General features: G+C 59.4%; 20 protein-coding genes and 1 pseudogene. 9 read left to right on the plus strand and 12 right to left on the minus strand.

Annotated elements, in window-relative coordinates; translation table 11 throughout:
- Positions 1–2: 2 nt before the first annotated feature.
- The 5 genes from rng to mreB all read right to left on the minus strand — a co-directional run bounded on the left by rng (position 3) and on the right by mreB (position 4,918).
- Positions 3–1,460: a ribonuclease G gene (gene rng / locus ACYZTX_RS26050; RefSeq protein ID WP_462036451.1), complete on the minus strand. Its 1,458-nt coding sequence runs from the start codon at positions 1,458–1,460 to the stop codon at positions 3–5.
- Positions 1,461–1,517: 57 nt separating this feature from the next.
- Positions 1,518–2,114: a Maf family protein gene (locus tag ACYZTX_RS26055; protein WP_462036452.1), complete on the minus strand. Its 597-nt coding sequence runs from the start codon at positions 2,112–2,114 to the stop codon at positions 1,518–1,520.
- Between the two features lie 50 nt (positions 2,115–2,164).
- On the minus strand, positions 2,165–2,656 hold the full coding sequence (gene mreD, locus ACYZTX_RS26060) for a rod shape-determining protein MreD (protein ID WP_462031659.1): 492 nt from the start codon (positions 2,654–2,656) through the stop codon (positions 2,165–2,167).
- Positions 2,656–3,738, minus strand: a complete 1,083-nt coding sequence (mreC, locus tag ACYZTX_RS26065) for a rod shape-determining protein MreC (RefSeq protein ID WP_462037110.1) — start codon at positions 3,736–3,738, stop codon at positions 2,656–2,658. Before mreC ends, mreD begins: the two co-directional genes overlap by 1 nt.
- A gap of 142 nt (positions 3,739–3,880) precedes the next feature.
- Positions 3,881–4,918 carry a rod shape-determining protein MreB gene (gene mreB, locus ACYZTX_RS26070; protein WP_002555108.1) on the minus strand — a complete coding sequence of 346 codons (1,038 nt, stop codon included), beginning with the start codon at positions 4,916–4,918 and terminating at the stop codon, positions 3,881–3,883.
- A 210-nt stretch (positions 4,919–5,128) separates the two neighbouring features.
- Between mreB and gatC the strand changes: the two genes are divergently transcribed.
- From gatC to ACYZTX_RS26100, 6 genes are all read left to right on the plus strand, one after another.
- Positions 5,129–5,416, plus strand: a complete 288-nt coding sequence (gene gatC / locus ACYZTX_RS26075) for an Asp-tRNA(Asn)/Glu-tRNA(Gln) amidotransferase subunit GatC (RefSeq protein ID WP_045061473.1) — start codon at positions 5,129–5,131, stop codon at positions 5,414–5,416.
- Positions 5,417–5,432: 16 nt separating this feature from the next.
- A complete protein-coding gene (gene gatA, locus ACYZTX_RS26080) occupies positions 5,433–6,884 on the plus strand; it encodes an Asp-tRNA(Asn)/Glu-tRNA(Gln) amidotransferase subunit GatA (protein ID WP_462036453.1) in 1,452 nt (483 codons plus the stop codon).
- Positions 6,885–6,894: 10 nt separating this feature from the next.
- Positions 6,895–8,340 carry an Asp-tRNA(Asn)/Glu-tRNA(Gln) amidotransferase subunit GatB gene (gene gatB, locus ACYZTX_RS26085; protein ID WP_462036454.1) on the plus strand — a complete coding sequence of 482 codons (1,446 nt, stop codon included), beginning with the start codon at positions 6,895–6,897 and terminating at the stop codon, positions 8,338–8,340.
- Between the two features lie 148 nt (positions 8,341–8,488).
- Positions 8,489–8,863: a septal ring lytic transglycosylase RlpA family protein gene (locus tag ACYZTX_RS26090; protein WP_462036455.1), complete on the plus strand. Its 375-nt coding sequence runs from the start codon at positions 8,489–8,491 to the stop codon at positions 8,861–8,863.
- A gap of 50 nt (positions 8,864–8,913) precedes the next feature.
- Positions 8,914–9,969, plus strand: coding sequence for a calcium/sodium antiporter (locus ACYZTX_RS26095; RefSeq protein WP_462036456.1), 1,056 nt, complete (start codon positions 8,914–8,916; stop codon positions 9,967–9,969).
- Positions 9,966–10,346: a carboxymuconolactone decarboxylase family protein gene (locus ACYZTX_RS26100; RefSeq protein WP_462036457.1), complete on the plus strand. Its 381-nt coding sequence runs from the start codon at positions 9,966–9,968 to the stop codon at positions 10,344–10,346. Before ACYZTX_RS26095 ends, ACYZTX_RS26100 begins: the two co-directional genes overlap by 4 nt.
- Positions 10,347–10,492: 146 nt before the next feature.
- Here the strand turns inward: ACYZTX_RS26100 and ACYZTX_RS26105 are convergent, their stop codons facing one another.
- From ACYZTX_RS26105 to kdgD, 5 genes are all read right to left on the minus strand, one after another.
- A complete protein-coding gene (locus ACYZTX_RS26105; RefSeq protein WP_462036458.1) occupies positions 10,493–11,434 on the minus strand; it encodes an AEC family transporter in 942 nt (313 codons plus the stop codon).
- 169 nt (positions 11,435–11,603) lie between these two features.
- The gene (gene garD / locus ACYZTX_RS26110; protein ID WP_462036459.1) at positions 11,604–13,157 is read right to left on the minus strand and encodes a galactarate dehydratase; all 1,554 of its coding nucleotides are present in this window, start codon (positions 13,155–13,157) and stop codon (positions 11,604–11,606) included.
- Positions 13,158–13,168: 11 nt separating this feature from the next.
- Complete coding sequence (locus ACYZTX_RS26115; protein WP_462037111.1) at positions 13,169–14,581, minus strand: MFS transporter; 1,413 nt, start codon at positions 14,579–14,581, stop codon at positions 13,169–13,171.
- Between the two features lie 132 nt (positions 14,582–14,713).
- Positions 14,714–16,159 carry an aldehyde dehydrogenase family protein gene (locus ACYZTX_RS26120; protein WP_462036460.1) on the minus strand — a complete coding sequence of 482 codons (1,446 nt, stop codon included), beginning with the start codon at positions 16,157–16,159 and terminating at the stop codon, positions 14,714–14,716.
- 60 nt (positions 16,160–16,219) lie between these two features.
- Positions 16,220–17,131, minus strand: a complete 912-nt coding sequence (kdgD, locus tag ACYZTX_RS26125) for a 5-dehydro-4-deoxyglucarate dehydratase (protein WP_109627960.1) — start codon at positions 17,129–17,131, stop codon at positions 16,220–16,222.
- Positions 17,132–17,367: 236 nt separating this feature from the next.
- Between kdgD and ACYZTX_RS26130 the strand changes: the two are divergent.
- Both ACYZTX_RS26130 and ACYZTX_RS26135 read left to right on the plus strand, forming a co-directional pair.
- Positions 17,368–18,682: pseudogene (locus ACYZTX_RS26130) on the plus strand (phospholipase).
- Positions 18,683–18,696: 14 nt separating this feature from the next.
- On the plus strand, positions 18,697–18,888 hold the full coding sequence (locus ACYZTX_RS26135) for a hypothetical protein (RefSeq protein WP_462036461.1): 192 nt from the start codon (positions 18,697–18,699) through the stop codon (positions 18,886–18,888).
- A 66-nt stretch (positions 18,889–18,954) separates the two neighbouring features.
- On the opposite strand, the gene ACYZTX_RS26140 is transcribed toward ACYZTX_RS26135, so the two are convergent.
- Positions 18,955–19,704 (minus strand): FadR/GntR family transcriptional regulator, encoded by a 750-nt coding sequence (locus ACYZTX_RS26140; RefSeq protein ID WP_309675998.1) that lies wholly within the window; start codon positions 19,702–19,704, stop codon positions 18,955–18,957.
- Positions 19,705–20,114: 410 nt separating this feature from the next.
- On the opposite strand from ACYZTX_RS26140, the gene ACYZTX_RS26145 reads away from it, so the two are divergent.
- Positions 20,115–21,110 (plus strand): IS110 family RNA-guided transposase, encoded by a 996-nt coding sequence (locus ACYZTX_RS26145; protein WP_462033164.1) that lies wholly within the window; start codon positions 20,115–20,117, stop codon positions 21,108–21,110.
- A gap of 32 nt (positions 21,111–21,142) precedes the next feature.
- Here the strand turns inward: ACYZTX_RS26145 and ACYZTX_RS26150 are convergent, their stop codons facing one another.
- Complete coding sequence (locus ACYZTX_RS26150; RefSeq protein WP_462036462.1) at positions 21,143–22,870, minus strand: ABC transporter ATP-binding protein/permease; 1,728 nt, start codon at positions 22,868–22,870, stop codon at positions 21,143–21,145.
- Positions 22,871–22,950 lie beyond the last annotated feature (80 nt).

Raw genomic sequence — 22,950 nt, forward strand, 5'->3', positions numbered from 1 at the left:
ATTCAGAGCAGCACCACGTCGTATTGTTCCTGGGAATACATGGTTTCCACCTGGAACCGAATGGTGCGCCCGATAAAACCTTCGAGCTCGGCGACATTGCCCGATTCTTCATCGAGCAGGCGGTCGACCACTTTCTGGTTTGCCAATACACGATAGCCTTCCGCCTGATAGGCGCGAGCCTCTCGGAGGATTTCGCGGAAAATCTCGTAGCAAACGGTTTCCGGCGTCTTGAGCTTGCCGCGACCCTGACAACTGCTGCACGGCTCGCACAGCACTTGTTCGAGACTTTCGCGGGTGCGCTTGCGGGTCATCTGCACCAGGCCCAACTCGGTGATGCCGATGATGTTGGTCTTGGCGTGATCGCGCTCCAGTTGCTTCTCAAGTGTGCGCAGCACCTGACGCTGGTGCTCTTCATCTTCCATGTCGATGAAATCGATGATGATGATCCCGCCCAGGTTGCGCAGGCGCAGCTGACGAGCAATGGCGGTTGCCGCTTCGAGGTTGGTCTTGAAGATGGTTTCTTCGAGGTTGCGATGACCGACGAACGCCCCGGTGTTGACGTCGATGGTGCTCATGGCTTCCGCCGGATCGACCACCAGATAACCGCCGGACTTCAGCGGGACTTTGCGTTCCAGCGCCTTCTGGATTTCGTCTTCGACGCCGTACAGGTCGAAGATCGGCCGTTCACCCGGGTAATGCTCAAGACGATCGGCGATTTCCGGCATCAGTTCTGCGACAAACTGCGTGGTTTTCTGGAAGGTTTCCCGGGAGTCGATCCGGATCTTCTCGATCTTCGGGCTCACCAGGTCACGCAAGGTGCGCAGCGCCAGGCCGAGATCTTCGTAGATCACACTGGGTGCGCCGATGGTTTTGATCTGTTCGTTGATCTGATCCCAGAGACGGCGCAGGTAGCGGATGTCCATGAGGATTTCATCGCCGCCGGCACCTTCGGCGGCGGTGCGCAGGATGAAACCACCAGCCTCTTTGATGCCTTCTTTGGCCACGCAATCGGTGACCACCTGCTTGAGTCGATCGCGCTCGGCTTCGTCTTCGATCTTCAACGAAATGCCGACGTGCGCAGTGCGCGGCATGTACACCAGATAACGCGATGGAATCGACAACTGAGTCGTCAGGCGTGCGCCTTTGGAACCGATCGGGTCCTTGGTGACTTGCACCACCAGGCTCTGGCCTTCGTGAACCAGAGCGCTGATGCTCTCGACCGCAGGGCCTTCGCGCAGGGAAATTTCCGAGGCATGAATGAACGCGGCGCGGTCCAGACCAATGTCGACAAAGGCCGCCTGCATGCCCGGCAATACCCGCACGACCTTGCCTTTATAGATGTTGCCGACGATCCCGCGTTTTTGCGTGCGCTCGACGTGGACCTCTTGCAGGACACCGTTTTCAACCACCGCCACGCGCGATTCCATCGGCGTGATGTTGATCAGGATCTCTTCACTCATGGCAGGGTCTCGTTCAGGCATGTTCACGATAATGGCCGCATCTTGTCAGTACGACGCTCAACGCGCGTTAAGGGTTTGCCAACAGGGTATGCCGAAATGGCCGAGCAGCTCAGCGGTTTCGCACAGCGGCAACCCGACCACCGCCGAGTAGCTGCCATTAAGGCCGGCGACAAACACTGCGCCGAGCCCTTGAATGCCATAGCCGCCGGCCTTGTCCTGCGGCTCGCCGCTGGCCCAGTAGGCCACCGCTTCATCACGACTGATGTTGCGAAAACGCACCAGACTGCGCACGACCCGAGACTCGCAACGCTCACCCTCTCGCACCGCAATCGCCGTCAGGACTTCATGTTCACACCCGGACAACATCATAAGCATGGTGCATGCTTGCGCTTCATCAACCGGTTTGCCGAGAATTTTCCCGCCCAGCACCACGGCGGTATCGGCGCCCAGCACGCAAAAATCTACGTCGGACATGACAATCCGGCGCCCGGCCTCAGCTTTGCCGCGCGCCAGGCGCTCGACATAGGCCGACGGTGATTCATCTTTTAAAGGGGTTTCATCGATGTCCGCGCTGATGGCGCAGAACGGCACGCCGATCTGCGTGAGCAGTTCACGCCGACGCGGCGAGCCTGAGGCGAGATATAGCTGTTTCATCAAGACATCTCCCTGTCCAGTGCCCTGGTGCGGGCAAATGCCTGACCGAATTAATTGATTTTGTAGCGTCGACGCAAACCGCGCAAACCGTAGCTGATCCATGGCCACAGCAACGCACTGACCAATGCCGGCAAGACCAGCGCCAGCGTCGGCTGACGATTGCCGGTCAGGGCGCTGAGCCATAGTTGTATAAGCTGCGCGAGGCCGAAGATCACCAGGATCACCAGGCTCTGTTGCCACATCGGAAACATGCGCAGACGCTGTTGCAGCGCCAGCACCAGATACGTGATCAGCGTCAGGATCAACGCGTTCTGGCCCAGCAGCGTGCCATAGAGCACGTCTTCGGCCAGGCCCAGGCACCACGCGGTGACCATCCCGACTTTCTGTGGCATGGCCAACGCCCAGAACGCCAGCAACAGGGCCAGCCACAGCGGACGGAGGATTTCCATGAATTGCGGCAGCGGCGAAATGCTGAGCAGCAGGCCGATGGCGAAGGTCAGCCAGACGATCCAGCCGTTTCGGGATGCAGTAGCACCAACCATTATTCTCGTCCCCCAGTGGTAGCCGGCGCGGAGACAGGCGGTTTGGCAGCAGGCTTCACGGCAGCAGGATGAGTTGCCACAGGTTTGGCCGGGGTTGCGGCAGCCGGGGCAGTCGTCGGTGCAACCGGAGTCGCGGGCGCAGCAACGGCAGCCGGGACGATGGCAGGTTTGGGCACGGCCGCTGGAATGATCGGCCCACCACCGTGTTGGTCCAGAGCCTCTTGAGCCTGGGCGGCTTCGTTGGCACGCTCTTCGGCTGTGCGGCCGTCGGTGAACACCAGCAGCAGGTAACGGCTGCGGTTCAAGGCGGCGGTCGGTACGGCACGCACAATAGCGAACGGCTGACCGGAATCGTGAATCACTTCCTTGACCGTCGCCACCGGGTAACCCGCCGGGAACCGCTGACCCAGACCGGAGCTGACCAGCAGATCGCCTTCCTTAATGTCGGCGGTATCGGCCACGTGACGCAGCTCCAGGCGCTCCGGGTTGCCGGTGCCGCTGGCAATCGCCCGCAAACCGTTGCGGTTCACCTGCACGGGAATACTGTGAGTGGTGTCGGTCAGCAGCAGCACACGAGAGGTGTACGGCATCAACTCGACCACCTGGCCCATCAGGCCGCGGGCATCGAGCACCGGCTGACCAAGGACCACACCGTCACGCTCCCCTTTATTGATGATGATGCGATGGGTGAAGGGATTGGGGTCCATGCCGATCAACTCGGCCACTTCGACCTTCTCGTTGACCAGTGCGGAGGAGTTGAGCAACTCGCGCAGCCGAACGTTCTGCTCGGTGAGGGCGGCAAGCTTTTGCATGCGGCCCTGCAACAGCAGGTTTTCGGTTTTGAGTTTTTCGTTTTCGGCGACGAGCTCGGTTCGGCTGCCAAATTGGCTGGCCACACCCTGCCATAGCCGCTGCGGCAGGTCGGTGATCCAGTAGGACTGCATCAGCACCAGCGACATTTGGCTACGCACTGGCTTGAACAGTGTGAAGCGGGCATCGACCACCATCAGCGCGACCGATAGCACGACCAGCACCAACAAGCGCACGCCCAGTGAAGGCCCTTTTGTGAAAAGCGGTTTAATAAGCCGCTCCTCCCAGGCAAATGTTCTCTTTATTCATACGGCATCAAACCGGCCTGGATGCAGACTGACAGAAGATAAACGCCAACAGGCAGCACTGCAAAGTGCTGCCTGCGCGCCAACAGCATAGATGCGACCGGCGAAATCACTCGCTGGAAAGCAGGTCCATGGTGTGTTTATCCATCATTTCCAATGCACGGCCACCGCCGCGAGCCACACAGGTCAGCGGGTCTTCGGCAACGATCACCGGCAGACCGGTTTCCTGGGCCAGCAACTTGTCGAGGTCACGCAGCAAGGCGCCACCACCGGTCAGTACCAGACCACGCTCGGCGATATCGGAAGCCAGTTCCGGAGGCGATTGCTCCAGTGCACTTTTCACCGCCTGAACGATGGTTGCCAGCGACTCTTGCAGAGCTTCCAGCACTTCATTGGAGTTCAGGGTGAATGCGCGTGGAACGCCTTCGGCCAGGTTACGGCCACGAACGTCGACTTCGCGAACTTCGCCGCCCGGGTAGGCCGTACCGATTTCCTGCTTGATGCGCTCGGCAGTGGATTCGCCGATCAGGCTGCCGTAGTTGCGACGCACGTAAGTGATGATCGCTTCGTCGAAGCGGTCGCCGCCAACCCGTACGGATTCGGCGTAAACCACACCGTTCAGGGAGATCAGCGCGATTTCAGTGGTACCACCACCGATATCGACAACCATCGAGCCGCGAGCTTCTTCAACCGGCAGGCCGGCACCGATCGCAGCAGCCATTGGCTCTTCGATCAGGAACACTTCACGGGCACCGGCACCAAGGGCGGATTCACGGATGGCACGACGCTCAACCTGGGTGGATTTGCACGGGACGCAGATCAACACGCGAGGGCTAGGCTGCAGGAAGCTGTTTTCGTGAACCTTGTTGATAAAGTACTGAAGCATCTTTTCGCAAACGCTGAAGTCGGCGATCACACCGTCCTTCATCGGACGAATGGCAGCAATGTTGCCCGGCGTACGGCCGAGCATGCGCTTGGCCTCGGTGCCGACAGCAACGACACTTTTCTGGTTACCGTGTGTCCGAATAGCCACAACCGAGGGCTCATTCAGAACGATACCGCGCTCGCGCACGTAAATAAGGGTGTTGGCAGTGCCCAGGTCAATGGAAAGATCGCTGGAAAACATGCCACGCAGTTTCTTGAACATGGGGAAAGGACCCTAGGCAACGCGTGGGTAAAAAAGTGCGGCAAACTCTAACAACGACAGGGATTTTGGGCAAGGCGCCAATATGTTAAATTGGCCGCTTTTCTGTGCACCAACCCCCACAATCGCGGCCTTATGACCGTAGAAATGCGGTAGTGTTCCGACAATCTAACACACGGACGCCGTCCGTTCTGTTTTCCACTGGAGATTCCCATGGCGCTTGAACGCTCCGACGTGGAAAAAATCGCTCATCTGGCCTGTCTGGGCCTTAATGATGCCGATCTTCCACATATTACTTCGGCCCTGAACAGCATTCTGGGGCTGGTCGACGAAATGCAGGCGGTCAATACCGACGGTATCGAGCCGCTCGCCCACCCACTGGAAGCCAGCCAGCGCCTGCGTGCAGACGTCGTGACCGAGACCGATCATCGCGAGGCCTATCAGTCCATCGCACCAGCGGTCGAAAACGGCCTGTACCTGGTTCCGAAAGTCATCGACTAAAGGGAAAGAGCCTGCAATGCATCAATTGACTCTGGCCGAGATCGCCCGCGGACTCGCCGATAAAAAGTTTTCTTCCGAAGAGCTGACCAAAACCCTGCTGGCGCGCATCGCCCAGCTCGATCCGCAGCTCAACAGCTTCATCAGCCTCACCGAAGACCTGGCGCTCCAGCAGGCGAAAGCCGCTGACGCACGCCGCGCCCAAGGTGAGAGCGGCGCCCTGCTCGGCGCGCCGATCGCGCACAAAGACCTGTTCTGCACCCAGGGCATCCGCACCAGCTGCGGCTCGAAGATGCTCGACAACTTTAAAGCACCGTACGACGCCACCGTCGTTGCCAAACTGGCCGCTGCCGGCGCGGTGACCCTGGGCAAGACCAACATGGACGAATTCGCCATGGGTTCGGCCAACGAGTCGAGCTACTACGGCCCGGTGAAAAACCCGTGGAACCTGGAACACGTTCCGGGCGGTTCGTCCGGCGGTTCGGCCGCTGCGGTTGCCGCGCGCCTGCTGCCTGCGGCCACCGGCACTGACACGGGCGGCTCGATCCGTCAGCCCGCCGCACTGACCAACCTGACTGGCCTGAAACCGACGTACGGTCGTGTTTCGCGCTGGGGCATGATCGCTTACGCCTCCAGCCTCGATCAGGGCGGCCCTCTGGCCCGCACCGCCGAAGACTGCGCGATCCTGCTGCAAGGCATGGCCGGTTTCGACCCGCAAGACTCCACCAGCATCGACGAGCCCGTGCCTGATTACAGCGCCGGCCTCAACGGTTCACTGCAAGGCCTGCGCATCGGCGTGCCGAAGGAATACTTCAGCGCCGGCCTGGACCCGCGCATCGCCGACTTGGTCATGGCCAGTGTCGAAGAGCTGAAAAAGCTCGGCGCCGTGGTCAAGGAAATCAGCCTGCCGAACATGCAGCACGCAATCCCTGCGTACTACGTGATCGCGCCGGCAGAAGCCTCTTCCAACCTGTCGCGTTTCGACGGCGTGCGTTTCGGCTACCGCTGCGAAGACCCGAAAAACCTGATCGACCTGTACAAGCGCTCCCGTGGCGAAGGTTTCGGCCCGGAAGTGCAGCGCCGGATCATGGTCGGTGCCTATGCGTTGTCGGCCGGTTACTACGATGCCTATTACCTGAAGGCCCAGAAGATTCGTCGCTTGATCAAGAACGACTTCATGGCAGCCTTTAATGAGGTCGACATCATTCTCGGCCCAACCACGCCGAACCCGGCCTGGAAACTCGGCGCCAAGAACAGCGACCCGGTCGCTGCTTACCTGGAAGACGTCTACACCATCACCGCCAACCTCGCCGGCCTGCCGGGCCTGTCGATGCCGGCCGGTTTCGTCGACGGCTTGCCGGTTGGCGTGCAACTGCTCGCCCCGTATTTCCAGGAAGGCCGCTTGCTCAACGTTGCGCACCAGTATCAGTTAAACACTGACTGGCACACCCGCACCCCAACCGGCTTCTGAGGAGAAACACATGCAATGGGAAGTCGTGATCGGGCTGGAGATTCACACCCAGCTCACCACCCGGTCGAAAATCTTTTCCGGTAGTTCCACCACGTTTGGTTCCGAGCCGAACACCCAGGCCAGCCTGGTTGACCTCGGTATGCCTGGCGTATTGCCGGTGCTGAACCAGGAAGCGGTGCGCATGGCAGTGATGTTCGGTCTGGCGATTGATGCCGAGATCGGCCAACACAACGTGTTCGCCCGTAAAAACTATTTCTATCCGGACCTGCCGAAGGGCTACCAGATCAGCCAGATGGAATTGCCGATCGTTGGCAAGGGTCACCTGGACATCGCCATGGACGACGGCACGATCAAACGTGTCGGCGTCACCCGGGCACACCTGGAAGAAGACGCCGGTAAAAGCCTGCACGAAGAGTTCACCGGTGCCACCGGCATCGACCTGAACCGCGCTGGCACGCCGCTGCTGGAAATCGTTTCCGAGCCTGACATGCGCAGCGCCAAGGAAGCCGTGGCTTACGTCAAGACGGTCCACGCGCTGGTGCGTTACCTCGGCATCTGCGACGGCAACATGGCCGAAGGCTCGCTTCGTTGCGACTGCAACGTGTCGATCCGTCCAAAAGGCCAGGTTGAATTCGGTACGCGCTGCGAGATCAAGAACGTCAACTCGTTCCGCTTCATCGAGAAGGCGATCAACAGCGAAGTGCAGCGTCAGATCGAACTGATCGAAGACGGCGGCAAGGTGATCCAGCAAACCCGCCTGTACGATCCGAACAAGGACGAAACCCGTCCGATGCGCAGCAAAGAGGAAGCTAACGACTACCGTTACTTCCCGGATCCGGACCTGCTGCCAGTGGTCATCGAGGACTCGTTCCTCGACGACGTACGCGCCACCCTGCCGGAATTGCCACCGCAGAAACGCGAGCGCTTCCAGGCGCAGTTCGGTCTGTCGGTCTACGACGCCAGCGTCCTGGCCACCAGCCGCGAGCAAGCCGATTACTTCGAGAAAGTCGTGAGCATCGGTGGCGACGCCAAGCTGGCGGCCAACTGGGTCATGGTTGAATTGGGCAGCCTGTTGAACAAACAGGGCCTGGACATCGATCAGTCGCCGGTCTCGGCCGAGCAATTGGGCGGCATGCTGCTGCGCATCACTGACAACACCATCTCCGGCAAAATTGCCAAGGTGGTCTTTGAGGCCATGGCCAACGGCGAAGGCAGCGCGGACGAGATCATCGACAAGCGCGGTCTGAAGCAAGTGACCGACACGGGCGCGATCTCTGCGGTGCTCGACGAGATGCTCGCAGCCAACGCCGAACAAGTTGAACAATACCGCGCGGCAGACGAAGCCAAGCGCGGCAAGATGTTCGGCTTCTTTGTCGGCCAGGCCATGAAAGCTTCCAAAGGCAAGGCCAACCCGCAACAGGTCAACGAACTGCTGAAAAGCAAGCTCGAAGGCTAACCGGAATGGAGCCAGATCTTAAGCCTGGCTCCATTCCCTTGTGGGAGCGGGCTTGCTCGCGAATGCGGTCCGGCACTCAACACAAGGTTGACTGTCAGAATGCATTCGCGAGCAAGCCCGCTCCCACATTTGTTTTGGGGAACCATTTATGAAGCGTCTACTGGGTGCCTGCGCCCTGCTCTCTCTGCTGGCCGGTTGCGCCAGCACCGATGCCATCGATCCACACGGCTACAACAAGACCGGTGTTGCCTCGTATTACGGCGCTAAACACCAAGGCAAACGCACCGCCAGCGGCGAGCGTTTCAACAAGAATTCCCTGACCGCCGCCCACCGCCAGCTACCCTTTGGCACACGGGTAAAGGTCACCAATCTCAATAACGACAAATCCTGTGTAGTACGCATCAACGATCGCGGGCCACATACCCGTGGACGTCTGATCGATGTTTCACACGAGGCCGCCGAACAACTGGGTATGCTCAGAAGCGGCACCGCACGGGTTCGCGTGCAAGCCCTCGACGACTGACCCACGGAGCGCCGACCATTTTCGGACTTGCCGATTTACCCCTGATCAGCGTGATTGAATTGCTCAGCGGCTTGCTGCTGCTGATCGCCGGTGCCGAGCTGATGGTGCGTGCCGCCGTGCGCCTGGCCGCGCGCCTGCATGTACGACCGCTGATTATCGGCCTGACCATCGTCGCCCTCGGTAGCAGCGCACCGCAGATGGCGGTCAGCCTGCAAGCCACCCTGGCGCAGAACGCCGACATCGCCGTCGGCAGCGTGATCGGCAGTAGCATCTTCAACATCCTTGTCACTCTCGGGCTCTCGGCGCTGATCATCCCGCTGCGGGTTTCACGGCAACTGGTGCGCCTGGATATCCCGCTGATGATCGGCGCCAGCCTGCTGGTGTTCGTATTGGCGTGGAACGAAGAACTGACCCGCGTGGACGGCATCATTCTGCTGGCCGCGCTGGCATTGTATTTGGGCTTGCTGCTGCGCCAGTCGCGGCACTCGGCCCGTCCGCCATCCCATGACGAAACACCAGCGCCGTGGTTCAGCAGTTTGCTGATGATCGTCGCCGGACTGGCGATGCTGGTCTACGCCGGGCACTTGCTGTTGGGCGCGGCGGTTTCGGTCGCGACCGATCTCGGGTTGTCAGAGCGGATCATCGGCCTGACCATCGTCGCGGTCAGCACCTCCCTGCCGGAACTGGCCACCTCGTTGATTGCCGCCTTGCGCGGTCAGCGCGATATCGCCGTGGGCAACGTGATCGGCAGCAACCTGTTCAACCTCCTGGGCGTGCTGGGCTTCACCGCATTGATCGCGCCGTCGCCGCTGTCGGTATCGCCCAACGCCCTGGATTTCGACTTGCCGGTGATGCTCGGTGTCGCGGTTTTGTGCCTGCCGGTGTTTTATTCCGGTTACCGGGTGACCCGCGCCGAAGGTCTGATGTTGTTGGGTTTGTATCTGGCTTACGGTCTGCACGTGGTGTCGTTCACCACCGGCATGCCGTTGGCGGGCAAGCTCGAACACTTGATGCTGTTTTTTGCCCTGCCGGCGCTGGTGGCGTTTTTGCTGTTCACGTCGCTGCGCGCCTGGCGTCGCCAACACCACAAGAGTGAATTGCCATGACCGATGATAGAAAGCCTGGCGTTGAAGTACGCCGCCAAGTGATGGGCGACGCCTTCGTCGACCGCGCACTGGGCAATGCCACCGAGTTCACTCAACCGCTGCAGGATTTCGTCAACGAGCACGCCTGGGGCAGCGTCTGGAACCGCGAAGGCCTGCCATTGAAAACCCGCAGCCTGATCACCCTCGCCGCACTGACCGCATTGAAGTGTCCGCAGGAATTGAAGGGTCACGTGCGTGGTGCGCTGAACAATGGCTGCACCGTGGAAGAGATTCGTGAAGCGCTGCTGCATTGTGCGGTGTATGCCGGTGTACCGGCGGCAATCGATGCGTTTCGGGCGGCGCAGGAAGTGATCGACAGCTACCAGAAGCCGGAGTAAGCAGCCGAAAGTTGTAGTGGCTGTTCGGCCGTCTTCGCGAGCAAGCCCGCTCCCACATTAATCGCATTCCTTCTGAAAGAACTCGGTCAAATGTGGGAGCGGGCTTGCTCGCGAAGAGGCCCGATAAAACACAGCAAATCCCGAGGTTAGATCCACCCGCCCCACTGCAACAAGAAGATCCCGATGTTGGTGGTGACCGCGGCCATCAACGTGGTGATCACGATGATCGCTGCTGCCAGTTCATGATTGCCATTGGCCTGACGGGCCATGACAAAACTGGCTGCGGCGGTCGGGCTGCCGAAGTACAGGAACAGAATTCCCAACTCCGCACCACGAAAGCCCCAGAGCCACGCACCCAGTGTCGCCAGAACCGGCAGGCCGATCATCTTCACCAGGCTTGAGCTCAGCGCCATGTTGCCGCTTTTGCGCAGCGCCGCCAGCGACAGCGTGCCGCCGATACAGATCAACGCCAATGGCAGGGTGGTTTGCGCCAGATATTGGCCGGACGTTTCCAGCCATCCCGGCAAGCTGATCTTGAAGTAGGCAAACGGCGCCGCCACAAACACGCTGATGATCAGCGGATTGACCATCACGCTTTTGCAGATGCTCCAAGGGTCGGACTTGATCACCGGGCTGTAAACCGCCAGCACAATGGTCGAGAGCGTGTTGTAAAACAGGATCACCAACGCCGCAAGAATCGCCCCGAGGGAAATCCCGTAGTCGCCGTACATGCTCGCCGCCAGCGCCAGGCCGATCACCCCGTTGTTGCCGCGAAATGCGCCTTGGGTGTAAATCCCCCGGTCTTCCCGCGGGCACTTCCAGATCGCCCAGCCCCAGGCGATGGCGAAACATACCAGGGTGGCGAGCGAGAAATAGATCAGCAGCGCCGGTTGCAACGCAGCGTGCAGGTCGGCATGCAGGATGCCCAGAAACAGCAACGCCGGCATGGTGACGTTGAACACCAGGGCCGACGCGGTGTGGATGAAGTTGTCGTTGATCCAGTCGATGCGCTTGAGCAGCACACCCAGAAACAGCATGGCAAACACCGGCGCGGTAATGTTCAGGGTTTCGAGGAAGATAGCCAGCATGCCGGGGAGAACCTTGGGTGGGCGTCGTTAGGGGGCTAATGATAAGCCACCAAGTCCTCTGGCGTCTGTTAGACCGCTTTCGCGAGCAGGCTCGCTCCCACATTTGATCTCCAGTGTTCACGCGATCAGTGTGGGAGCGAGCCTGCTCGCGAAGAACGACAACGCGGTCTTACGTAATCGGCGCCGGGTTGAACAAGGTGATGTCGTTATGCAGCTTGTGCTTCTCCGCCCACGTCTGCTGCTTCCCGCTGGCCACATCCAGGTAGTAGTGAAACAACTCCCAGCCGAGGTCTTCAATCGAGGCCCGCCCGGTCGCAATCCGCCCGGCATCGATGTCGATCAGGTCCGGCCAACGCTGCGCCAGCTCGGTCCGGGTCGACACCTTCACCACCGGCGCCATCGCCAACCCATAAGGCGTGCCACGCCCGGTGGTAAAAACATGCAGGTTCATCCCCGCCGCCAACTGCAACGTCCCGCAGACAAAATCACTGGCCGGGGTTGCGCAGAAGATCAGCCCTTTGCGCTTGAAACGCTCGCCAGGGCCCAGCACCCCGTTGATCGCGCTGCTGCCGGATTTGACGATCGACCCAAGGGACTTCTCGACAATGTTCGACAACCCGCCCTTCTTGTTCCCCGGCGTGGTGTTGGCGCTGCGATCCGCTTCGCCCTTGGCCAGGTAACGGTCGTACCAGTCCATTTCCCGCACCAGTTCCTGAGCCACCGCCTCGGTTTGCGCACGGGACGTCAGCAAATAAATCGCATCGCGCACTTCGGTGACTTCGGAAAACATCACCGTCGCGCCCGCCCGCAGCAACAGGTCCGAGGCATAGCCCAGCGCCGGGTTGGCGGTGATGCCGGAAAACGCATCACTGCCGCCGCACTGCATTCCGAGAATCAGCTCGGACGCCGGCACCGTTTCCCGGCGACGTAGATCGAGCTTCTTCAAGCGGGTCTCGGCCAACGCCATGATCTGCTCGATCATCTCAGTGAAACCGTGACTCGAATCCTGCAAGCGGTACAGCCACGGATCGCTCAAATCCACCGAGCTGTCGTTCTCGTGCATCACCTGCCCGGCCTGCAATTTTTCGCAGCCCAGGCTGATGACCAAGGCTTCGCCACCCAGGTTCGGGTTACGCGCCAGGTTGCGCACGGTACGGATCGGGATGTACGCGTCAGTCGCGGTAATCGCCACGCCACAGCCGTAGCTGTGGGTCAGCGCGACCACGTCATCGACATTCGGGTACTTGGGCAGCAACTCGTCCTTGATGCGCTTGACCGCATGATCGAGCACGCCAGTGACGCACTGAACCGTCGTGGTAATCCCCAGAATGTTGCGCGTGCCGACGGTGCCGTCGGCGTTGCGATATCCCTCGAACGTATAGCCTTCCAGCGGTGCCTGCGCCGCCGGCACTTCGGTGGACAGCGGCAAGCTGTCCAGCGGTGGTGCGGTGGGCATGCGCAGTTGATCTTCCTTGACCCAGCTGCCGCGCGGAATCGGCTGCAACGCGTAGCCAATGGTCTGGCCGTAACGAATCACCTGGCCGCCCTCGGGAATGTCTTCCAGGGTGACCTTGTGGCTCTGTGGCACGAAATCCACAGTGACCAGGCCGTCCGGAAATTCGGTACCGGCCGGCACGCCTTGGTCATTGACCACGATCACTACGTTGTCCCGCTCGTGCAGGCGGATGTAGCGCGGCGAGTCGGAATGTTCAATCAACTGCATGACGCCGCTCCTCAGGAATGCGCTTCAGATAATTTGGTCAGCTCAGGGCCGCTGACGGGCGGCTCTTTAAGCACCACACGCTTGATCGGACCAACGATCACCAGGTAGCTGAATACTGCGACCAGGGCGTTGCAACCGACAAACACCAGCGCCCATTTGAATGAACCGGTGGAGCTGATGATGTAGCCGATCACGATCGGGGTAGTAATCGAAGCAATGTTGCCGAAGGTGTTGAACAAGCCACCGCTGAGACCGGCGATCTGCTTCGGCGACGTGTCAGACACCACGGCCCAACCCAGCGCGCCCACGCCTTTACCGAAGAATGCGAGGGCCATGAAGCCGACAACCATCCATTCAACATCGACATAGTTGCAGGCCACGATGCTGCTGGAGACCAGCAAGCCAGCAATGATTGGCGCCTTGCGGGCGAAGGTCAGCGAGTGCCCCTTACGCAGCAGGTAATCGGAAATCACGCCGCCAAGCACACCACCGATAAACCCGCAGATCGCCGGCAGCGAAGCAATGAAACCGGCCTTGAGGATGGTCATGCCGCGCTCTTGCACCAGGTACACCGGGAACCAGGTCAGGAAGAAGTAGGTGATGCCGTTGATGCAATACTGGCCCAGATACACGCCGAGCATCATGCGGTTGGTCAGCAGCTGGCGGATGTAGTCCCACTTCGGACCGTCGCCCTTTTTGCCTTTGCCTTTGTCCTGGTCCATGTCGACCATGCCGCCGTTGTCGGCGATGTGCTTGAACTCGGCGTCGTTGATCATCGGGTGCTGGCGCGGGCTGTAGATCACCTTCAGCCAGATGCCCGAGAAGACGATGCCGATCACGCCCATGACGATGAACACATGCTGCCAGCCGAAGGAGTAAACGATCCAGCCCATCAGCGGTGCGAACAACACGGTGGCGAAGTATTGCGCCGAGTTGAAAATCGCAGACGCCGTACCGCGTTCAGCGGTCGGGAACCAAGCCGCAACAATACGTGCGTTACCGGGGAAGGAAGGCGCTTCGGCCAGGCCCACCAGGAAGCGCAGCATGAACAGCGCAACCACCGCCGTGGATACGCCGAACTCACCGACATAGCCCTGCAACACGGTGAACAGCGACCAGGTGAAAATGCTTAACGCGTAGATTTTTTTCGAGCCGAAACGGTCCAGCAACCAGCCACCGGGAATTTGCCCGGCCACGTAGGCCCAACCGAATGCGGAGAAAATGTAACCGAGGGTGACCGCGTCGATGCCGAGGTCTTTTTGCAGGCTGGAGCCCGCGATGGCGATAGTGGCCCGGTCGGCGTAGTTGATCGTGGTCACCAGGAAAAGCATGAGCAAAATCAAATAGCGGACGTGGGTCGGCTTGGTCGCTTGCATGTAGATGTACTCCCACTGATTATTTTTATGCGCGGGTGAATCTTTTATGTCCGCGTAGGAGCTGCCGAGTGAAACGAGGCTGCGATCTTTTGATCTTTAAACGCAAAGATCGCAGCCTCGTTTCACTCGACAGCTCCTACCGGGGTTGCGGTGTCGATGCCGACACCGCGGTGTGTCCTGTCAGGATCCGATGTAAGAGGTCTTCACCACGGTGTAGAACTCTTGCGCGTAGCGACCTTGCTCGCGGGAGCCATAGGATGAACCTTTACGCCCACCGAATGGAACGTGGTAATCCACGCCCGCCGTCGGCAGGTTGACCATCACCATCCCCGCCTGGGAGTGGCGTTTGAAGTGGTTGGCGTACTTCAACGATGTGGTGGCGATGCCCGCGGACAGACCGAATTCGGTGTCGTTGGCCATGGCCAGCGCGGCCTCGTAATCCGCGACGCGAACGACGTTGGCGACCGGGCCGAAAATCTCTTCACGGCTGATGCGCATCGCGGCTTCGCTGTCGGCAAACAGGGTTGGCGCGAGGTAGTAGCCCTCGGTATCGCAGGTCACCAGACCACCGCCGCTGACCAGACGTGCACCTTCGGACTGGCCGATGTCGATGTACTTCATGTCCTGTTCAAGCTGAGCCTGGGAAACCACCGGACCGATGTCGGTGTCGGTTTTCAGCGCGTGACCGACCTTGATCGACTTCATGCGCTCGGCCACGGCTTCAACGAACTTGTCGTGAATCCCGGCGGTGACGATGAAGCGGCTCGAGGCGGTGCAACGCTGGCCGGTGGAGTAGAACGCGCTCTGTACCGACAGCTCGACCGCTTGCTTGAGGTCGGCGTCGTCGAGAATGATCTGCGGGTTCTTGCCGCCCATTTCCAGCTGAACCTTGGCCTGGCGCGACACGCAGCTGACGGCGATCTGACGACCAACGCCCACGGAACCGGTGAAGCTGATGCCGTCGACTTTCGGGCTCTGCACCAGCGCATCGCCAACCACTCGACCGCTGCCCATCACCAGGTTGAACACGCCGGCCGGGAAGCCTGCGCGGGAGATGATTTCGGCCAGTGCCCAGGCGCAACCCGGCACCAGATCGGCCGGCTTCAGCACAACGCAGTTGCCGTAGGCCAGGGCCGGGGCGATTTTCCACGCAGGGATCGCGATCGGGAAGTTCCACGGGGTGATCAGACCGACCACACCCAGCGCTTCGCGCGTCACTTCGACGTTCACACCCGGACGTACCGACGGCAAGTAGTCGCCGGACAGGCGCAGGCATTCGCCGGCGAAGAACTTGAAGATGTTGCCGGCGCGAGTGACTTCGCCGATGGCCTCAGGCAGGGTCTTGCCCTCTTCCCGGGCCAGCAAGGTGCCGAGTTCTTCGCGGCGAGCGAGGATTTCAGTGCCAACTTTATCCAGCGAATCGTGACGCGCCTGAATGCCCGAAGTCGACCACGCCGGGAACGCGGCGCGAGCGGCGTCGATGGCGGCATGGACTTGAGCCAGATCAGCCTTGGCGTACTCGCCAATGGTGTCGGTCAACTCCGACGGGTTGATGTTGGTGGAGTAGTCGGTGCCGGCAACCCATTGGCCACCGATGTAGTTATCAAAACGCTTTGAATCAGCCACAAGCAATCTCCTCACGCAAAAAGCCGCTGATTGCTCAGCGGCCTTGTTTAATCGGGTGTGTTACTGAGCACCTTGCTTGTCGATCAGCGCGGCGAGCATTTCGTACTCTTCGCCCGTCAGATCGGTCAGCGGCGCACGCACAGGACCTGCGTCATAGCCGGCTATTTTTGCCCCGGCCTTGACGATGCTCACGGCGTAACCGGCTTTGCGGTTACGAATGTCCAGGTACGGCAGGAAGAAGTCGTCGATGATCTTGCCGACGGTGGCGTGATCTTCGCGGGCAATGGCGTGGTAGAAATCCATCGCGGTTTTCGGGATGAAGTTGAACACCGCCGAGGAGTAAACCGGTACGCCCAGGGCCTTGTAAGCCGCGGCGTAAACTTCGGCGGTCGGCAAACCACCCAGGTAGCTGAAGCGATCGCCGAGGCGGCGACGGATCGACACCATTAACTCGATATCGCCCAGGCCATCCTTGTAGCCGATCAGGTTCGGGCAGCGCTCGGCCAGGCGTTCCAGCAGTGGCGCGGTCAGGCGGCAGACGTTGCGGTTGTAAACCACCACGCCGATTTTCACCGATTTGCACACGGCTTCAACGTGGGCGGCAACGCCGTCCTGGCTGGCTTCGGTCAGGTAGTGCGGCAGCAGCAACAAGCCTTTGGCGCCCAGCCGCTCGGCTTCCTGTGCGTATTCGATGGCTTGACGAGTCGAACCGCCAACGCCGGCCAGGATCGGCACGCTGGTTTCGCAGGTGTCGACCGCCGTCTTGATGATTTCCGAATATTCGCTGGCCGCCAGAGAGAAGAACTCACCGGTGCCGCCCGCGGCGAACAATGCCGTGGCGCCGTATGGGGCCAGCCATTCGAGACGTTTGATGTAGCCAGCACGATGGAAATCGCCCTGAGCATTGAAATCGGTAACCGGGAAAGACAGCAGACCGGAAGAGAGGATGGACTTCAGTTCTTGTGGATTCATTATTCGAACACCCTGGATAGCGACGTTGTGTGTGAGAAAACCATTCAGCCTGCGCCGAAGTTGTAGGTCATCGTACAACTTAAAAAATAACCGTCAACTGCATTTCATCGTCACCCTCAGAATTTGCGTCGGAAAGGTATTTTCTTGACGTAGGAAATTTCTCATCTATGATCCAAATAACTGTATATGCATACAGTTACTTTTGATCGTACCGACGACATATCAAGGAGATAGAAATGTCAGGTCTACACACCCAACCGCAGGAAAAACCGAAACAGGCCATTGCCGATCTGAATGATCTTTTTACCGAGCATGGCATCCTCCTCACCGGGGACACCCAACACCTGGTCTTGCAGATTGCTGATCATCAAAACCCTGTGTCTGTCCTTCCCACGCCTCTACCCACTGCCTCCGGAAAAGCCCTGACAGACAAGCCACAGCTGAGGTTCGAGGGTGGCGAACACACCGCTATCGGCGACAGTACATTGCTGCGTTTCGTCAAGGATGCACCGGCTATCCCCGCTTCGCAGGTAGAGTTGCATTTACCCAATGGGCTGGCGCTGACCTATGGCCAGGTCGTTGCGCTGGGGGGTGATTTCTATGGCATTCCCGATCAACCCATCAGTGAAGGCACGACAGCCGCAGACCGAATCCAGCGTTTTACTAACGCCTTCAACTCCCTGGCCGTACTGCCGGCCTCGAATGCCGAGGCAAAGCTGATCCTCGGCGTGATGCAAAAGGAAGTCGCCGCGATCAAGCAGGCGATCAAGGACGGTAAACAACCTCACGAGGCTTATGACGTCCTCGGTGATACGTTGTCGGAAGTGGAACAAAATCACCGGTGGCGGCAGCGTCGTCTCGGCGCTGTTCCCACTGGGGCGCTACTTGAAACTGGCCGCCAACAATGCCGATCACTTCGCCGAATGGGCGCTGCTGGCCTATATCGCCGGGCACACCGTGGCGGTACAGCAAGCGGTTCTGGCGCACAACAGCGGCGATGAACAGCAGTTGGAGCTGGCCTATGCGATGAACGCTTTTGCCGATCACTACCTGACCGACCTGTTTTCCGCCGGCCACCTGCGAGTGCCGCGCAAACAATTGGCAGCGGTGGTTACCCCCAGCGATCTGGGTTCGTTGATCACCCGTTTCATGCATGACGAAGACAGCAAGTTCGGCCTCAATGTGCGCAACGGCAACGGCGATCAATGGCACGCGTATGGGGACAAGCGCTACTTCGACGCCCTCTCCAGCGCCAATCGCGCCCAGGTGAATCAAGCCGTTCAGGTGTCTGCAGATGAAGTGTTCGCGGCTTATCTCAGTGGAATCGCGCCCTCGGCCAGCCATTTCGGCGCCTTGAAAAAGCTGCCTGACCTGCAAGCGGCACTGAACCCGACGGGTAATTTCTCGCCGTTGTTCAAGGTCGAGGGCAACAAGGTGCTGCGGCGCAAAGACGTCAACAACCTGAACGACACCGCCACCGTCGATGACTGGTGGGGCTGGAGCACTTACCTGCTGCTCAAGGACTACAAACCCACTGGCAACGTTGCCTGATAAGGAGATCAAAGATGACTATCAAATTGAAACTGGAACTGGCCTCGGGCCAATCGCTGAAGGGTGCACCGCTGGAGTTGTTGGCTGATGGCAATCCCGTTGCCAAAGCGGTGGTGGGTGAGTATGGGGAAGTGGCATTCGACGCCAATCCTGGGGCACTAAAACTGGCGGTGCGAGTGGATCGGGGGATTTTGGAGACCGTCTGAAAGATTAATTGACGGCTATGGGCCCCATCGCGGGCAAGCCCGCGATGGCGTCCTTTCTGGCAACGCTCAACCCCGCTGAGCTTCTGCCTCTTCATGCGCATGACGCAGCCGCTCACGGCTATTGGTCAGGTGCAAGCGCATGGCCGCACGGGCCGCATCGGAATCCTGGCGGGCAATCGCGTCGTAAATCTCTTCGTGTTCACGGCTCAGACGATTCATGTAGTGCTGCTGATCGTCATGGGCCAGGCGCGCGGAGTTCAGACGCGTGCGCGGAATGATGCTGGTGCCCAGGTGGGTCATGATGTCGGTGAAATAGCGGTTGCCCGTCGCCAGGGCGATTTGCAGGTGGAACTGGAAGTCGGACGCCACGGCATCGCTGGCATGGGAGACACTTTCATTCAACGCGTCCAGCGCCGCTCGCATCAACGCCAACTGTTCGGCGCTTCGGCGTTGCGCGGCAAGGCCGGCGGACTCCACTTCGAGACTGATGCGCAGTTCCAGAATCGCCAGCACATCGCGCAACGTCACCACAGTCGCCGGGTCGATTCGGAAACCGCTGGGGCTTGGGGTATCGAGCACGAAGGTGCCGATGCCATGGCGGGTTTCCACCTGCCCGGCCGCCTGCAAACGCGAAATCGCTTCGCGCACCACGGTGCGGCTGACGCCATGGGCATCCATGATCGCCGACTCGGTGGGCAATTTGTCGCCACGCTTGAGGTGACCGTCGCGGATCTGCTCGGACAGCACCGTCACCAGTTCCTGAGCGAGGCTGCGGCGCTTGCGAGGGAGGCGTGGTGCGTCGATCGGGTTTTCCATGGTGAACGTCTTTCTCGAAAGTTGCGGCTGAAACCGCATCATAGCTCAACGCGGTTGTACGATCACCACCGCCCCGTAGGAGCTGCCGAAGGCTGCGATCTTTTGACTTTGAAGATCAAAAGATCGCAGCCTTCGGCAGCTCCTTGTATGTTGACCCTGATTCCAACGAGAGAGGTTACGCTCAAGGATTCATACAGCAGCAAGTACGTTTCTGGGGGAGGCCGATCGCTCCTGAAGGCAGGATTCGCTCCTGACCTTGTCTGTAGAGAGGCCCCCCCGCCTCATTGCCCACCACGAAGAGTATCGAGAAGCCGACAAGTCGGACTTCGCATTACAAGGTTGCAGTGGCATGAAGTTCGAGGTCGGGGGAACCAGAAGCAATCTTACCGAAAGTCAGGGAAGTGAAAAGCATGAATACTCATGTCGGCATAGACATTGGTGCCAAAACGTCTGCCATGGGATGGCGGCAGAACGGTAAAACATCAGGCCAGTGGGACATTCAGCACACACCCAAGGGGCGTAAGGCTGCCGTGACCAAGATGTTGGGCCTCAAACCGCTGAGCGTGGTCATGGAGGCCACCGGCATTTACTACCTGGACCTTGCGCTGGAGTTGCACGCCGCCGGCCTACCGGTCTCGGTGATCAACCCCAAAAGCTTCCATAATTTTGCCAAGCTGATGCTGCAAAACAGCAAAACTGACCAGATTGATGCTCAACTGCTGGCCGAATATGGTGAACGCATGGCGCCTAGACTTTGGGTGCCACCTACTGCAGATCAACTGATGCTGCGTGCGATTGGTCGTCATATCAACCGGCTGATTGGCCATCGGACCCGAGCCAAGAACGAGTTGCACGCATTACAAGCGACGGAAACGAGTGTTGAACTGCTGATCGAGGATGAAAAAGATGCGATTGCAGCGCTGGACACACGGATTGATCGTTTGAAGAAGGCCGCACGCGAGGCCATCGCCAAATGCCCGGATCTGAGCTTGCAGTTTCGCTGCATGATGGCCGCCCCCGGCGTGGGGGAAGCCTCGGCCATCGCCGCACTGGCTGAGCTGACAACGCTGCCGGTGACGCTTAAATCGGCACAGGTCAGCCGTTATGCAGGGCTCGACGTAAGGTTGACCCAGTCAGGCACCAGCGTGAACCGGCCAGGCCGGATGTCCAAATGCGGCAACGCGTATTTACGGGCAGCGATGTTCATGCCGGCAATGACGGCAATCCGCTGTGATGAGAATGTGAAGGCCTTTTACGAGGCGCTGGTAGCTCGCGGCAAGAAGAAAATGCAGGCCATCGGAGCAGTGATGCGCAAATACCTGACCGGGTTATGGGCCTGCATGCGATCTGGAGAAGAATTTAATACGGCCAAACTTTTTAGCGAAAAACATCTCGCGAAAGCTTGACCGTGAACAGAGTATCTACAGGTTTGTGGTGTTTATGCGGTCACAGTCTGATCCACCAGATGGCCATTCTCGATACGAACATGCCGTGGATGGAACCGCTTCAGGCTGCTGCGATGCCCGACGCTGACAATGCTCAATCCCGGAATCTCATCGATCAAGGTCTGATACAGCGACGCCTCATCCTCCTCGTCCATCGCCGAGGTCGCTTCGTCCATATACAGCCATTGCGGTGCATACAGCAGCGCACGGGCAAAGGCCAGACGCTGTTGCTCACCGGGCGAGAGCATGCGCTGCCAGTGATTCGCTTCATCAAGACGCGACACCAGATGCGGCAATCGACAGGCTTCCAGCACATGAACGTAGCGCTCGTGCGGATAGGTATCGCCAGACTGTGGATAACTCAGCGCCTCACGCAGGCTGCCAATCGGCAGATACGGTTTTTGCGGCAGGAACAGATAACGCCCCGTCGGTAGACGGATACTGCCGTGGCCAGCCGGCCAAAGGTGCCCCATCGCTCGAAACAAAGTGGATTTACCGCTGCCGGAGCGACCGCTGAGCATGACGCGCTCACCCTCCTCCACGGTCATGTCGGCGTTGCTCAGCAGGTGACGACCGTCGGCCAGATCGAGGCCAAGGTTGTGCACCTTCAACGCCGAGCCCTGGTTTTGCACATCAATCGCCGGCGCACGCTCCTCGTTGTCGGTCATGGCCTGGCGGAAACTCAGCAGACGATCACAGGTGGCGCGCCATTCGGCAAGGTCCTGGTACGCCGTGATGAACCAACTGAAGTTGTCCTGGACATTAGCGAACGCCGAGTTGATTTGCATCAGCTCACCCAGTTCGATCTTGCCAGTGAAGTAACGCGGCGCGGCGACCATGAACGGGAAAATGACTGCGATCTGCTCATAACCGGAAGTAAAGAAGGTCAGGCGCTTGGACACTTTCATGATGTCCCAGTAGTTGTGCCAGACCATCCCGAAACGGCTGCTCAAGCGGCGGTTCTCATTAGGCTCGCCGTTGTACAGCGCAATGCTTTCGGCATTCTCGCGAACCCGCACCATGGAGAAACGCAGGTCGGCTTCGAAGCGTTGCTGGTTGTTGTTGAGGCCGATCAGTCGACGGCCAATCAAATGCGTCAGCCAACTGGCGACGGCGGCGTATACCAGCGCGCACCAGAACATGTAACCGGGAATCGTGAAACCAAACACTTCGATACTGCCCGATACGCCCCACAGAATGATCGAGAACGATACGAGGCTGACGATGTTGCGAATCAACCCGAGCCCCAGGCCCAACGTGTTGCTGGTGAATTTATTGAGGTCTTCGGAAATCCGCTGGTCCGGGTTATCGGTGTAACCGCCCTGCTCCAGCTGGTAGTAATTCTTGTGGCTGAGCCAGCGGGCAAAATGCTTCTCGGTGAGCCAGGCTCGCCAGCGAATTGTCAGCATCTGCGTCAGGTAAAGCCGATACACCGCGCCAAGGATCGCCACCGCCGCGATGCCGCAGAAATACAGGATCAACTGCCAGAAGGCCGCTTCGTCCTTTTTCTGCAGGGCGTTGTAGAAGTCCTTGTACCAACTGTTGATCCACACCGAAATCGCCACGCTGAACAGCGACAGCGCGATCACGGCGATCAGCAACGTCCAGGCCTTGCCCTTCTCTTCGCTGCGCCAGTAAGGGGTGATCATCGCCCAGACTTTGCGAAAAAACTGCCCGCGCACAGCATCATTGACCGCGGAATATTCAGCGTTCTGATTCATGGATAAGGCTCGATAAAGAAAAGAACACACACGAACCGATCATAGATGATCGGTTCGGTTTATCGCGAGGAACGGCCCGC

It is taken from the genome of Pseudomonas sp. MDT1-17 (assembly GCF_054898105.1).